At 68.1% G+C, this 10,932-nt stretch carries 16 protein-coding genes; 13 read left to right on the top strand and 3 right to left on the bottom strand.

Annotation, left to right across the window (positions count from 1 at the left end; all coding sequences use genetic code 11):
- The first annotated feature begins 12 nt into the window (after positions 1-12).
- The 6 genes from dnaQ (at position 13) to KTC28_RS04070 (ending at position 3,500) form a co-directional block, all read left to right on the top strand.
- Positions 13-678 (top strand): DNA polymerase III subunit epsilon, encoded by a 666-nt coding sequence (gene dnaQ / locus KTC28_RS04095; protein WP_216710273.1) that lies wholly within the window; start codon positions 13-15, stop codon positions 676-678.
- 85 nt (positions 679-763) lie between these two features.
- Positions 764-1,339, top strand: coding sequence for a ribosome hibernation-promoting factor, HPF/YfiA family (gene hpf / locus KTC28_RS04090; RefSeq protein ID WP_216710272.1), 576 nt, complete (start codon positions 764-766; stop codon positions 1,337-1,339).
- Positions 1,339-1,803 (top strand): PTS sugar transporter subunit IIA, encoded by a 465-nt coding sequence (locus KTC28_RS04085; protein ID WP_216710271.1) that lies wholly within the window; start codon positions 1,339-1,341, stop codon positions 1,801-1,803. The genes hpf and KTC28_RS04085 overlap by 1 nt, the downstream gene beginning before the upstream one ends.
- Positions 1,800-2,123, top strand: coding sequence for a DUF1491 family protein (locus KTC28_RS04080; RefSeq protein ID WP_216710270.1), 324 nt, complete (start codon positions 1,800-1,802; stop codon positions 2,121-2,123). Before KTC28_RS04085 ends, KTC28_RS04080 begins: the two co-directional genes overlap by 4 nt.
- A 173-nt stretch (positions 2,124-2,296) precedes the next feature.
- Positions 2,297-2,938, top strand: coding sequence for a cell wall hydrolase (locus tag KTC28_RS04075; protein ID WP_216710269.1), 642 nt, complete (start codon positions 2,297-2,299; stop codon positions 2,936-2,938).
- Between the two features lie 40 nt (positions 2,939-2,978).
- Positions 2,979-3,500, top strand: coding sequence for an MmcB family DNA repair protein (locus tag KTC28_RS04070; RefSeq protein ID WP_216710268.1), 522 nt, complete (start codon positions 2,979-2,981; stop codon positions 3,498-3,500).
- Positions 3,501-3,569: 69 nt separating this feature from the next.
- Here KTC28_RS04070 and KTC28_RS04065 read toward each other — a convergent pair whose 3' ends face one another.
- The 3 genes from KTC28_RS04065 to KTC28_RS04055 form a co-directional block, all read right to left on the bottom strand.
- Entirely contained in the window at positions 3,570-4,130 is a 561-nt protein-coding gene (locus KTC28_RS04065) for an ActR/PrrA/RegA family redox response regulator transcription factor (protein ID WP_226896263.1), read from the bottom strand.
- 2 nt (positions 4,131-4,132) lie between these two features.
- Positions 4,133-5,452: an ActS/PrrB/RegB family redox-sensitive histidine kinase gene (locus tag KTC28_RS04060; RefSeq protein WP_216710266.1), complete on the bottom strand. Its 1,320-nt coding sequence runs from the start codon at positions 5,450-5,452 to the stop codon at positions 4,133-4,135.
- Between the two features lie 70 nt (positions 5,453-5,522).
- Positions 5,523-6,116, bottom strand: coding sequence for an ankyrin repeat domain-containing protein (locus tag KTC28_RS04055; RefSeq protein ID WP_216710265.1), 594 nt, complete (start codon positions 6,114-6,116; stop codon positions 5,523-5,525).
- A 58-nt stretch (positions 6,117-6,174) separates the two neighbouring features.
- Here KTC28_RS04055 and KTC28_RS04050 point away from each other — a divergent pair, with 58 nt between their 5' ends.
- Genes KTC28_RS04050 through KTC28_RS04020 form a run of 7 tightly spaced genes read left to right on the top strand, consistent with a single transcriptional unit; the run spans position 6,175 to position 10,815 of the window.
- Positions 6,175-6,768, top strand: coding sequence for an SCO family protein (locus KTC28_RS04050; RefSeq protein WP_216710264.1), 594 nt, complete (start codon positions 6,175-6,177; stop codon positions 6,766-6,768).
- Complete coding sequence (locus KTC28_RS04045) at positions 6,758-7,195, top strand: YcgN family cysteine cluster protein (RefSeq protein WP_216710263.1); 438 nt, start codon at positions 6,758-6,760, stop codon at positions 7,193-7,195. The genes KTC28_RS04050 and KTC28_RS04045 overlap by 11 nt, the downstream gene beginning before the upstream one ends.
- Complete coding sequence (locus tag KTC28_RS04040) at positions 7,173-7,889, top strand: M48 family metallopeptidase (RefSeq protein ID WP_216710262.1); 717 nt, start codon at positions 7,173-7,175, stop codon at positions 7,887-7,889. The genes KTC28_RS04045 and KTC28_RS04040 overlap by 23 nt, the downstream gene beginning before the upstream one ends.
- Before the next feature lie 9 nt (positions 7,890-7,898).
- On the top strand, positions 7,899-8,660 hold the full coding sequence (locus tag KTC28_RS04035) for an ATP-binding cassette domain-containing protein (protein WP_216710261.1): 762 nt from the start codon (positions 7,899-7,901) through the stop codon (positions 8,658-8,660).
- Positions 8,657-10,195 (top strand): ABC transporter permease/substrate-binding protein, encoded by a 1,539-nt coding sequence (locus KTC28_RS04030; protein ID WP_216710260.1) that lies wholly within the window; start codon positions 8,657-8,659, stop codon positions 10,193-10,195. Before KTC28_RS04035 ends, KTC28_RS04030 begins: the two co-directional genes overlap by 4 nt.
- Positions 10,192-10,530, top strand: a complete 339-nt coding sequence (locus tag KTC28_RS04025; RefSeq protein ID WP_216710259.1) for a glutathione S-transferase N-terminal domain-containing protein — start codon at positions 10,192-10,194, stop codon at positions 10,528-10,530. The genes KTC28_RS04030 and KTC28_RS04025 overlap by 4 nt, the downstream gene beginning before the upstream one ends.
- Entirely contained in the window at positions 10,531-10,815 is a 285-nt protein-coding gene (locus KTC28_RS04020; protein ID WP_216710258.1) for a glutathione binding-like protein, read from the top strand.
- Positions 10,816-10,932: the final 117 nt, after the last annotated feature.

The raw sequence follows: 10,932 nt of genomic DNA, 5'->3' as shown, positions 1-10,932 counted from the left end.
TTAGATAGAGTCATGCGCGAGATTGTCTGGGACACCGAAACGACCGGGATCATGCCCGGGGATGGCCACCGTATCGTCGAGATCGGTGCGATCGAATTGCGCGGGCGCGTCGCCACCGGGCGCAGCTTCCATTCGTACATCGATCCCTGCCGGATGATGCCAAAGGATGCCGAGGGCGTCCACGGCCTGTCGACGGCGTTTCTGACCGGCCAGCCGGTGTTCGAGGCGGTGGTCGACGATTTCCTCGCCTTCATCGAGGATTCGCCGCTTGTGGCGCACAACGCCGTGTTCGACATGGAATTCCTCAACTGGGAGCTGCGCCGCGCGCGAATGCCGGCGATCCCGGCGCATCGGGCGGTGTGTACGCTCGAATTGTCGCGCAAGAAGCATCCGGGGGCGAAGCATACCCTCGACGCTCTGTGCAATCGCTACGGCATCGACCTGTCGGGACGGTCGAAGCACGGCGCGCTGATCGATGCCGAACTGCTCGCGCGGGTCTATGTCGAATTGACCGGCGGGCGGCAGATCGGGTTCGACCTCACCGCCGATGCGGTCGTCGAGGAAGCCGCGGCGCCACGGACATTAGTCGCGGCGCGCGCGCATGCGGCATCCGCCGACGAACTCGCCCGCCACGCCGCGTTCATCGGGGGACTTAAGGACCCGGTCTGGTTGTCGTAGCGTTGCCTAATTCCCAGTCGACCCCGGCTGATTGACGGCATCCGGGGCCGGGCCTAGAGCCACCGCCCGCCACAAGGAGACGAATATGGACATCCGCGTTTCAGGCCATCAGGTCGACGCCGGGGCCGCTTTTCGCGAGCACGTCCAGACCCGGCTGCGCGCCATCGCCGACAAGTATTTTAGCCGAGCGATCGGTGCCAACGTCACGCTGAGCCCGGCCCCGCACAGTGGCTTTGCGGTCGATATCGTCATGCACGTGATGTCCGACCTGATCCTCAAGGGCCGCGCCGAAGCGCAGGATGCGCACGCCGCGTTCGACGGCGCCGCCGACCGCATCGACAAGCAGCTCCGCCGCTACATGCGCCGCCTGAAGGACCGCAACGGTCCGGGTAACGCGCGCGCCGTCGAGAGCCAGACCGACCTCGACAACGCCGCCTACACGATCTTCGCCGCGCCGCCCGAGGAGGAAGCCGACGACAATCCGTTGATCATCGCCGAAACCCGCGTCGACATTCCCGAGGCGACGGTCAGCGATGCAGTGATGATGCTCGACCTGCGCAACACGACCGCATTGCTGTTCAAGAACAGCAAGTCGGGCGTCCACAACATGGTCTATCGGCGCGAAGACGGCAGCATCGGCTGGGTCGAGCCGAGGGTGTGATGATCGCCCTCGGCGACCTGATCTCGCCCGCGGTGCAGTTCGACCTGCACGCGGTCAACAAGCGCGCGGTGCTTCTGGCGATGGCGGCGCACGCGGCGCGGCTGACCGGCCAGGACGACGGGTATGTCGCCGAGGTGATTCTTGCCCGCGAGGCGCTCGGGTCGACTGGCTTTGGTGCGGGGACGGCGATCCCGCACGGCCGGCTCGACACCCTGCCGCGGATCGTCGCGGTGATCGCCAAGCTTGCCGCGCCGGTCGACTTTGCCGCGCTCGACGGGCTTCCGGTCGATCTCGTCGTGCTGATGCTCGCGCCGACCGGAGCGGGCGCCGAACATTTGAAGGCGCTCGCCCGCGTCAGCCGCGCGCTGCGTGACCGCGATTTCTGCGCCAAGCTGCGCGGCAGTGCGTCAGCCGATGCGCTGTACGCGCTCGTCACCGGCGACGCGCGGAGCGAGGCGGCGTGAGTGAGCCCCGCCTGTCGGCGGGGACGTGGACCAGCGCATTGCTCCGGCGGGTCGACGCCGCCGGGGATTTCGCCACCGTGGTCCACCGTGGCGACGCCGTTGCCGGCAGCGTCGTCCTGATTCACCGCGATCGATCGGGGAGCGTTCGTGCGCTGTCGCGCGCGCTCGGCGAGTCGGGATCGTACGTCTGGCGTACCGCGGCAACCGGCGACTCGGTCGACTCCTGGGTCTCCCGGCAGCGCGGCTTCGACCCCGATCTTTGGGTAATTGAACTGGACACCCCTGATCCGGCACGGTTCATCGACGAAACAATCGACTGAGCTTGCTACAATGTGAACCGGTCTTCACCACGAACGGCATCGAGTGCCGGAACCGTGGGCGGGTCCGGTGATCATCAGCCCAAGCGGACCGAACCGGGTTCAGCCCAGCGACGCACGATCATTCGGATCGATGCCGAGCGGATCCGGGAACGCCGTGGGTAGCAAGCGAACGAATGACCTTCAGGTTCCCGATTCTCGCCCGTCTGGCCGCTTTGGCCGTCGCGGTGACACTTCTTCCGGCCGCGGGGCAATTCCCCGTTGCCGCTCTCGCGCTGGCCCCGATCGTCGCCACGACCGTCGAAACCACTCAGCCAGCCGCCGACATCACGACAGCCGACAACACGACCGCCAATTCGACGGCCAACGTCCCCCAGATCGCCGAGAGCGATGCCGCCGCCGAGCCACGCCCGGCGCAGCTTGCCACTCTCGTCGCCCGCACGATGGACACCCAGCCGACCGCCTACGGCGATCGCGAGTGCCTTGCCCGCGCCGTCTATTTCGAAGCCCGCGGTGAGCCGCTCGAAGGGCAGCTCGCCGTCGCCCAGGTGATCCTCAACCGCGTCGCGTCGGGCAAGTTCGCCGACAGCGTCTGCGGCGTCATCGCCCAGCACGGCCAGTTCAGCTTCGACAAGAGCCGCACCCCCGCCGCGTCGCGTGACTGGCAGACCGCCAAGGCGATCGCTGCGATCGCTGCCACCGCGGCCTGGGACGTCGTCGCCCCGCGCGCCGTGTCGTTTCATGCGACCCGGATCAACGCTAGCTGGTCGAACCTCCACAAGGTCAGCACGATCGGCAACCACGTCTTCTACCGCTAAAACGGTTTTCGTTCCCCGCTTGTTCTGATACGCTGAGCCGATGGCCAGCGTTCCCGAACTCGCCCCCGACAGTCAGATTGCCCCCGATAGTGATCGCGCAACGTCCTGCACCGCGCAGGACGTCGCGCGCGGCGTTTCGCGGCTGTTGTGGCATGCAGGGATCGCCCCCTTGACCGAAGTGCCGCTCGGCAACGGGCGGCGCGCCGACGTCGTCGGACTCGGCAGCGACGGTTTGATCACGCTCGTCGAGATCAAGGTTTCGCTCGCCGATCTGCGCGGCGACGCGAAATGGCCCGAATACCTCGATTATTGCGACCGCTATTACTGGGCGGTGCCGCCCGGTTTCCCCCTCGGTGATTTCGACAGCGAGTGGTTCCAGCCCGCACGCGCCGGACTCATCATCGCCGACCGGTGGGATGCGGCGATCGTCCGGCCAGCCGCGTGGGTCCGGTTGAACGCGGCGCGGCGCAAGGCCGAGACTCTGCGCTTTGCCCGACGCGGAGCGCAGCGGCTGTTGTGGCTCGGCGATCCGGGCGCGGACGAAGGGCTGCGCTTGCCGTGATCGTCGCGCAATAAACAGCAGTCATCCCCGCGAAGGCGGGGATGACGATCTAAATATAAGCTTCTCTCGCTACCGCGGTGACCGCTTCGCCAAGATCCGCTGCAGCGTCCGCCGATGCATCTTCAATCGCCGTGCGGTCTCAGAGACGTTGCGGCTGCAGAGTTCATACACGCGCTGGATATGCTCCCACCGCACCCGATCGGCGGACATCGGCTCGGCGGGTGCTTCGGGGCGGGTGCCCGGCGCTGCGGTCAGCGCGGCGACGATATCCTCGGGGTCGGCGGGCTTGGCGAGATAGTCGACCGCCCCGGCCTTGACCGCTGCGACCGCGGTCGCAAGGTTGCCGTAACCGGTCAGCACGACGATCCTGATGTCGGGACGCAACGTCCGCAATTCGGTGACGAGATCGAGCCCGTTGCCGTCCTCGAGCCGCATGTCGACGACGGCATGCCCCGGCTTCAGCGTGCTCGCATAGCGCCGTGCCTCGGCAATGCTTCCCGCGCCAGTGACGGCAAAGCCCTTGCGCTCGAGCGTCAGTTGCAGCCGCTGGCGGAACGGCGCGTCGTCGTCGACGAGAAGAAGGGGCAAGTTGGCCGTCGCGACGGCGGAGTCGAGCGCTGCTGTTTCCATGATCATTCCAATTCCTGCACTTCGATATGCGACCGTAACCAGCGAACGTCGACTTGCGCTCCACCGCTCCGTCGATTGCTGAACTTTAGCCGCCCGCCGGTGCGTTCGAGCAACGTCGTCGCGATGAAGATACCCAGTCCCGTGCCCCCCGACCCCGACACCGATGGCCCGAGGAATGGTTCGCCAAGATGCGGCAGCATCGAGTCGGAAAATCCGCCGCCATCGTCGACGACGCTGATGCACACCTCGGTCGGCGTGGTCGTCGCGGTCAGCGTGACCGCCGATCCGGCGTGGCGAACGGCATTCGTCACGAGGTTGGCGACACCGTGGAGCAACTCGGGAGTGCGGCGGATCATCGGCGCGGCGCCGCCCGCCGCCGCAACATGGATCGGGACCCGCGCCGGCTCGAGCGGATGCGCGACTTCGTGGAGCAGTGCGTCGAGCGACAGCCGGGGGAAGGGGTCTTCGGCCTCGGCACGGCGGGCGATACCGATAAGAATCGCGCGGCTGCGCGAGGCCTCGCGGTTGAGCAGGCGGACATCCTCGCCGAAATCGGGATCGTCGCCGAGGCTGTCGGCGAGCTCGCGCGCGATCAGCGTGATCGTGCCGAGCGGACCGCCGAGTTCGTGCGCCGCGGCGGCGGCGAGGCTGCCCAGCGCCGACATCCTCGACTCGCGTTCGAGTGCCGACTGTGTCGCGACCAGCGCGTGTGCCCGCTTGCGCGCCTCGGCCGACACGAGCCACGTATATCCGGCGAGGAAAGTCCCCGCGAGCGCGATCGCGACGACGACGCCGAAGCGGTATACCGGCGGCAGGATTACCGGCGGGCCCATCCACGGCAGCGGCAGCGCCCAGCGCCACAGGACAAAGACGATCGCCGATGCCATCGCGGTCAGCAGCAGCGTCCCGCGCGCCGACAATAATGTCGCCGAAATCGTGACGGGAACGATCAACAGGACGACGAACGGGTTTTTCAAGCCGCCGGTGAGGAACAGCAGCACCCCGGCCTGGACGAGATCGAAAGCGAACTGGAGCAGCGCGTCGCGCCCGTTGAACCGCGCGTTGCGCGGGTACAGCGTCCACAACCCGACGTTGAGCACCGCCGCCGCGGCGACGGCGGCGATCAGCGACGGCCATGCCAGCGGGTAGTCGAGGTCGAGCCCGACGACGATCAGCGTCCCGAATTGCCCCGCAATCGCGATCCAGCGCAGCGACACTAGCGTTCGGACGCGAACGCCGGGCCGCTCGATCGCCGCCGATACGAAGGAACGGGTATTCTCCACTGTACGCAGGTTATACGCCGCGCGCGCCGCACCCGCCATGCGACATGAACGTTACGGCTTGGTGAGAGTGAGCGGACCTACCCCCCTCCCGTTAGGGGGAGGGGTTAGATCATCGCGGCGGCCCTTGAACCGGAGCTGAGATGCGCGACTTGGCCTCGGCCAGCAGCTTGACCATCTGCTGGTGCGCGCCTTGCGCTGCATATTGGCGTGCCGAAAAACCCGCGCTGTTGTCGGCGAGGTCGGGGTTGGCCCCGGCGTCGAGCAGCAGCTTGGTGTCGTCGAGATCGTTCGCCTGGACCGCTTTGATCAGCGGGGTTTCGCCCGAATTGTTGCGCTGGTCGACATTGGCGTGGACCAGCAGCAGGACGCGGACGCCTTCGGCAAAGCGCGCCGTCGCGGCAAGCAGCAGCGGTGAATTGCCGTCGCGGTCGCGGATGTTCGGATCGGCATTCGCCTGAAGGAGGAAGCCGAGCCACGCGATATCGCGCTGGCGGACGACGATGTGGATCGGGGCGTCGCCGGTCGACTGCTCGCGGGCGTTGATGATCGTCGTGCCCGGCTTGTTGAGGATCTCGCGCGCCTTGGTGACGTCCTTGTCGCGGACCGCCTTGATGAAGTTGTACGAGTCCGAAAACTGCGCCGCTGCTGGACCCGCAATGGCGATCGATGCGATGGCGGCAAATGCGATGATGCCTGAGCGCATGGGGCCTCCTATATAACGGGTCGATCGCGCTGCCCTAACCTAGACGGACCAACCCTTAATGAACAGGCGTCGCCTGCCTTATGCCGTCCTTGCCGCCGTCGTTATCGGCGCGGCATCGCTCGGCGCGTGCTCGGCCCCGCCGCCGGCCGGGCCGCTCGTCGGCAGCGGGGTCGGCGGGCCGTTCAGCCTGATCGACCAGGACGGGCACGCCGTCACCGACAAGACCTATGCCGGGCGCTGGCGGCTGATGTATTTCGGCTATACCTTCTGCCCCGACGTCTGCCCGGTCGACGTCCAGAAAATCGCACAGGGGATGAAGGTCTTTACCGCCGACGACCCCGCGCGGGCGGCGAAGGTCGTTCCGATTTTCGTTACCGTCGATCCCGAACGCGACACCCCCGCGGTGCTCAAGACCTTCGTCCGCGCGTTTTCGCCGACGATGGTCGGGCTGACCGGCACCCCGGCGCAGGCCGAGGCGGCGCGCAAGGCGTTCCGCGTCTATGCGAAGAAGGCGGGGACGGGACCCGACTATCTCGTCGACCATACCGCGATCATCTATCTGATGGACCCGGCGAACCAGCCGGTGTCGTTCCTCGATCATGGCGCGACCCCGCAAGCGATCGCCGCCGAGTTGAAGACCTATGTCCGATAGACCGTTTTGGGAGACCGTGCCGCTGTCGGCGATGAGCCGCCCGCAGTGGGAAAGCCTGTGCGACGGCTGCGGGCGCTGCTGCGTCCACAAGCTCGAGGACGAGGAGACCGGCGAGCTGCTGCCGACCAACGTCGCCTGCCGCCTGCTCGACGGCGCGACCGGGCAGTGCAAGGATTATCGCAACCGCAAGGCGCACGTCCCCGAATGTGTCCGCCTGACCCCGGCGAAGCTCGAGACGATCGACTGGCTGCCGTCGACCTGCGGCTATCTCCGCATCCATCGCGGTCAGGGCCTCGCCGACTGGCATCCGCTGGTGTCGGGCGACCCCGACTCGGTTCACCGCGCCGGCATCTCGGTTCGCGGCTGGACGATCAGCGAGGACGTCGCAGGCGATCTCGAAAATCATGTCATCGACTCACCGCTCTAGCGTCGCGACGTTTGCCGGGCGCGCGGTCGAGGTGCGGATCGAGCGTTCGGCGCGCGCCCGGCGGTTGACCCTGCGTGCGGACGCGGTGCGCGGGGTGGTGCGGGTCGCATTACCGGCGCGTGGACGGCTGGGCGATGCGGAAAAGTTCATCGCCGCGCACGACGGCTGGATCGCGGCGCGGGTCGCGACGTGGCCGGTCGCGGTGCCGTTTGCACCCGGCGCAGCGATCCCGTTCGATGGGACAAGCCTTTGGATCGACTGGAGCTCGTCGCATCCGCGCGGAGTCAAGCGCGACGGCGAGCGGCTGATTATCGGCGGGCCCGAGGCGACGGTGCCGGGGCGGACGCTGCGCTGGCTCCGCGCCGCCGCGCTCGCCGACATGGCCACGGCAACCCACGCCATCGCCGCGCTAATCGACCGCCAAGTCACTGGAATTGCTGTCCGCGATCCCGCCGGGCGATGGGGCAGCTGCTCGTCCTCCGGAGCGATCGGCTATAGCTGGCGGCTGATCCTCGCGCCGCCAGCGGTGCGCCAGTCGGTCGTCGCCCACGAAGTCGCGCACCTCGTCCACCCCAACCACGGCCGCGATTTCTGGCAGCTCGCCAAGGACCTGACCGACGGCGACATCAAGGCGGCGCGCGCGTGGCTCGCGACAAACGGCGCGGCGTTGCATTGGGTCGGGCGGGCTGCGTAGTCTGGGCCGATGCCCGCCGCGATCGCCTTCGCCGATGTGACCAAGCGCTTCGGCGCGACGACGGCGGTCGACCATGTCACGCTCGATATCGAGGCGGGCAGCTTCGTCGCACTGGTCGGCGCATCGGGGTCGGGCAAGACGAGCCTCCTCAAGCTTATCAACCGGTTGAGCGACGCCGATAGCGGCACGGTCCGCGTCGACGGGCGCGATGTCCGCGATGTGTCGCCGCCCGAACTTCGCCGCGGCATCGGCTATGTCTTCCAGGGGATCGGGCTGTTCCCGCACCTCAGCGTCGCCGCGAACATCGCCACCGTGCCGCGCCTGCTCGGCTGGAGCGCCGCCGACATTGCCGCGCGGGTCGACGAGCTGCTCACCCTCGTCGACCTCGATCCCGCCCTTGGAACGCGCGCCCCCGCTGCATTGTCGGGCGGCCAGCGACAGCGCGTCGGGGTCGCCCGCGCCCTCGCCGCACGCCCGAAGATCGTGCTGATGGACGAGCCGTTCGGCGCGCTCGACCCGTTGACCCGCGATGCGCTGGCAACGCGCTACCGCGGCCTCCACGACGATCTCGGCCTGACCAGCGTTATCGTCACCCACGACATGCAGGAGGCGTTGCTCCTCGCCGACCGCGTCATCGTCGTCGCACGCGGCAAGATCGCCGCCGATGCGACGCCGGCGGAACTGATGCGCGGCCATGCCAACCCGGTGGTCGCGGCGATGATCGCGTCGCCGCGCCGCCAGGCCGAGCGGCTCGCGGCGCTGCTGGCATGAGCCCCGCACTCAGCGCCGCACTCGCCGAACTTCCGGGCAAGCTCGCCGCACACGTCACGCTCAGCGCCGCCGCGCTCGGGCTGGCGATCGTCGTCGCGACGCCGCTGGTGCTGCTCACCCGCACCCGCCCCGGAGCGCGCTGGGCGGTGCTGGCGGGAGCGGGGCTCGTCCAGACGATCCCCGCGCTGGCGCTGCTCGCGCTGTTCTACCCGGCACTACTCGCGGTGCGCGGTGTCACCGGCGGCACGCTGCCGGTGCTCGGCTTCCTCCCCGCGCTGCTCGCGCTGACGCTCTACGCGCTGCTGCCGCTGCTGCGCGGCGGGTTGAACGGGCTGATGGGGATCGACCGCGATATCGTCGAGGCGGCCGAAGGGGTCGGCATGACCCCGCGCCAGCGACTGCTCCAGGTCGAACTCCCCCTTGCCGCGCCGGTGATCATGGCGGGGGTGCGGACCGCGGCGGTGTGGACGATTGGCGCGGCGACGCTCGCGACCGCGGTCGGCGCGGCGTGCCTCGGCGACTTCATCTTTTCGGGGCTTCAGACCGAGAACTGGATCGCCGTCCTCGTCGGCTGCGCCGGAGCGGCGGCGCTCGCGGTCGCGGTCGATGCGTTGCTCGGGCTCGTCGAGTCGGGCCTTGGCACCGGATCGCGCTTCAAGATGTTCGCCGGAGCCGTAGGGCTGATGTTGATCGGTGGCCTCGCGGTCGTGCCGCAACTCGGCTCGGCCGCCCCCGGCAAGCCGATCGTCGTCGGCGCGAAGAACTTCTCCGAGCAATATATCCTCGCCGACGTCATCGCCGCACGTTTCGCCCCGCGCCGCGTCGTCGAGCGCACCGGCCTCGGTTCGGCGGTGGCGTTCCGCGCGCTCGCCGGCGGCGATATCGACACCTATGTCGACTATGCCGGGACGCTGTGGACAGGCATCCTCGGCCATGATGAAAAACTGCCGCGCGCCGAATTGCTCGCCCGGCTCGGCCGCGAACTCCGCGCGAAATACGGGGTCGGCGTCATCGGCCCGCTCGGCTTCGAGAACGCCTATGTCCTCGCCGTCCGCCGCGACCTCGCCACCCGGCTTCACCTCGTGTCGATCGCCGACCTCGCTCGCGCCGCCCCCGGGCTGACACTCGGCGCCGACATCGAATTTCTCTCGCGACCCGAATGGGCGGGGCTGCGCGACGCTTACGGCCTGACCTTCAAGGCACATAAATCGTTCGAACCGACCTTCATGTACCGCGCGCTGGCGAGCGGCGAGGCCGACGTTATCTCGGCGTTTTCGAGCGACGGGCGGATCGCAGCGCAGGATCTTGTCGTCCTGACCGACCCGAAGGGCGCGATCCCGGCGTACGATGCGCTGCTCCTCGTCTCCCCCGCGCGGGCGAAGGATGGGTCGCTCGATGCGACGCTGCGCCCATTGGTCGGGTCGATCGGGGTCGCCGCGATGCGCCGGGCGAACTTGCTCGTCGACCGCGAATCGGACAAGTTGTCGCCCGAGGCAGCCGCAAAGACGCTGCTTACGGGGGAGACGAAAAAATGATGCTGTGGAGCGCCGCCGCGCCCGCGCCCAATCCGCGCCGGGTCACGATCTTTCTCGCCGAAAAGGGCGTGACGATCCCGACTACCGACCTCGCGATCTTCAAGGGCGAGCACAAGGCACCGGCATTCGTCGAGAAGAACCCGCGCGGGCAGGTTCCGGCGTTCGAACTCGACGACGGCACGGTGATCGCCGAATCGATCTCGATCTGCCGCTATTTCGACGCGCTTTACCCCGAGCCGCCACTGTTCGGCACCGATCCGCTCGACCGCGCGCTCGTCGACATGGCGCTGCGCCGGGTCGAGACCGTCCTCGGCATCCCGCTGTCGATGGTGTAGATGCACAGCCACCCCCTCACCGCCACCGTCGTCGTCCCGCAATACAAGGACTTCGGCGAGAGCAACCGGGCGAAGGTCGCCACCGCGCTCGCGTGGTTCGATGCCGCAATCGCCCCGGGCGGGTTCGTCGCCGGCGAGCGCTTCAGCATCGCCGACATCGCGCTGTGGAGCACGCTCGACTTCGGCCGCGCGGTCGGGCTCGTCACGCTCGACGACACCCCCGCGCTGGCCGACTGGTTCGCGCGGGTCGCCGCCCGGCCGAGCATCGCTGGGGGTGCCGGCTAGAGCACGCGATCTTAACTCGTCATCCCCGCCTTCGCGGGGATGACGCTTGTGGGCGTAAAAAACGCTGTCCTACACCCCGGCTTCTGGCTCAGCGTGTCGGGATGACCTTTTCTCATC

The sequence above is a fragment of the Polymorphobacter megasporae genome (genome assembly GCF_018982885.2).
Classification (GTDB): Bacteria; Pseudomonadota; Alphaproteobacteria; order Sphingomonadales; family Sphingomonadaceae; genus Polymorphobacter_B; species Polymorphobacter_B megasporae.
This window is presented reverse-complemented; position numbering and strand designations above follow the sequence as displayed.

Coding starts and splice junctions, on each gene's coding strand:
- dnaQ (WP_216710273.1), top strand. CDS start 13: ATGCGCGAGATTGTCTGGGACACCGAAACGACCGGGATCATGCCCGGG.
- hpf (WP_216710272.1), top strand. CDS start 764: ATGGACATCCGCGTTTCAGGCCATCAGGTCGACGCCGGGGCCGCTTTT.
- KTC28_RS04085 (WP_216710271.1), top strand. CDS start 1,339: ATGATCGCCCTCGGCGACCTGATCTCGCCCGCGGTGCAGTTCGACCTG.
- KTC28_RS04075 (WP_216710269.1), top strand. CDS start 2,297: ATGACCTTCAGGTTCCCGATTCTCGCCCGTCTGGCCGCTTTGGCCGTC.
- KTC28_RS04070 (WP_216710268.1), top strand. CDS start 2,979: ATGGCCAGCGTTCCCGAACTCGCCCCCGACAGTCAGATTGCCCCCGAT.
- KTC28_RS04065 (WP_226896263.1), bottom strand. CDS start 4,130: ATGGAAACAGCAGCGCTCGACTCCGCCGTCGCGACGGCCAACTTGCCC.
- KTC28_RS04060 (WP_216710266.1), bottom strand. CDS start 5,452: ATGGCGGGTGCGGCGCGCGCGGCGTATAACCTGCGTACAGTGGAGAAT.
- KTC28_RS04055 (WP_216710265.1), bottom strand. CDS start 6,116: ATGCGCTCAGGCATCATCGCATTTGCCGCCATCGCATCGATCGCCATT.
- KTC28_RS04050 (WP_216710264.1), top strand. CDS start 6,175: ATGAACAGGCGTCGCCTGCCTTATGCCGTCCTTGCCGCCGTCGTTATC.
- KTC28_RS04045 (WP_216710263.1), top strand. CDS start 6,758: ATGTCCGATAGACCGTTTTGGGAGACCGTGCCGCTGTCGGCGATGAGC.
- KTC28_RS04040 (WP_216710262.1), top strand. CDS start 7,173: ATGTCATCGACTCACCGCTCTAGCGTCGCGACGTTTGCCGGGCGCGCG.
- KTC28_RS04035 (WP_216710261.1), top strand. CDS start 7,899: ATGCCCGCCGCGATCGCCTTCGCCGATGTGACCAAGCGCTTCGGCGCG.
- KTC28_RS04030 (WP_216710260.1), top strand. CDS start 8,657: ATGAGCCCCGCACTCAGCGCCGCACTCGCCGAACTTCCGGGCAAGCTC.
- KTC28_RS04025 (WP_216710259.1), top strand. CDS start 10,192: ATGATGCTGTGGAGCGCCGCCGCGCCCGCGCCCAATCCGCGCCGGGTC.
- KTC28_RS04020 (WP_216710258.1), top strand. CDS start 10,531: ATGCACAGCCACCCCCTCACCGCCACCGTCGTCGTCCCGCAATACAAG.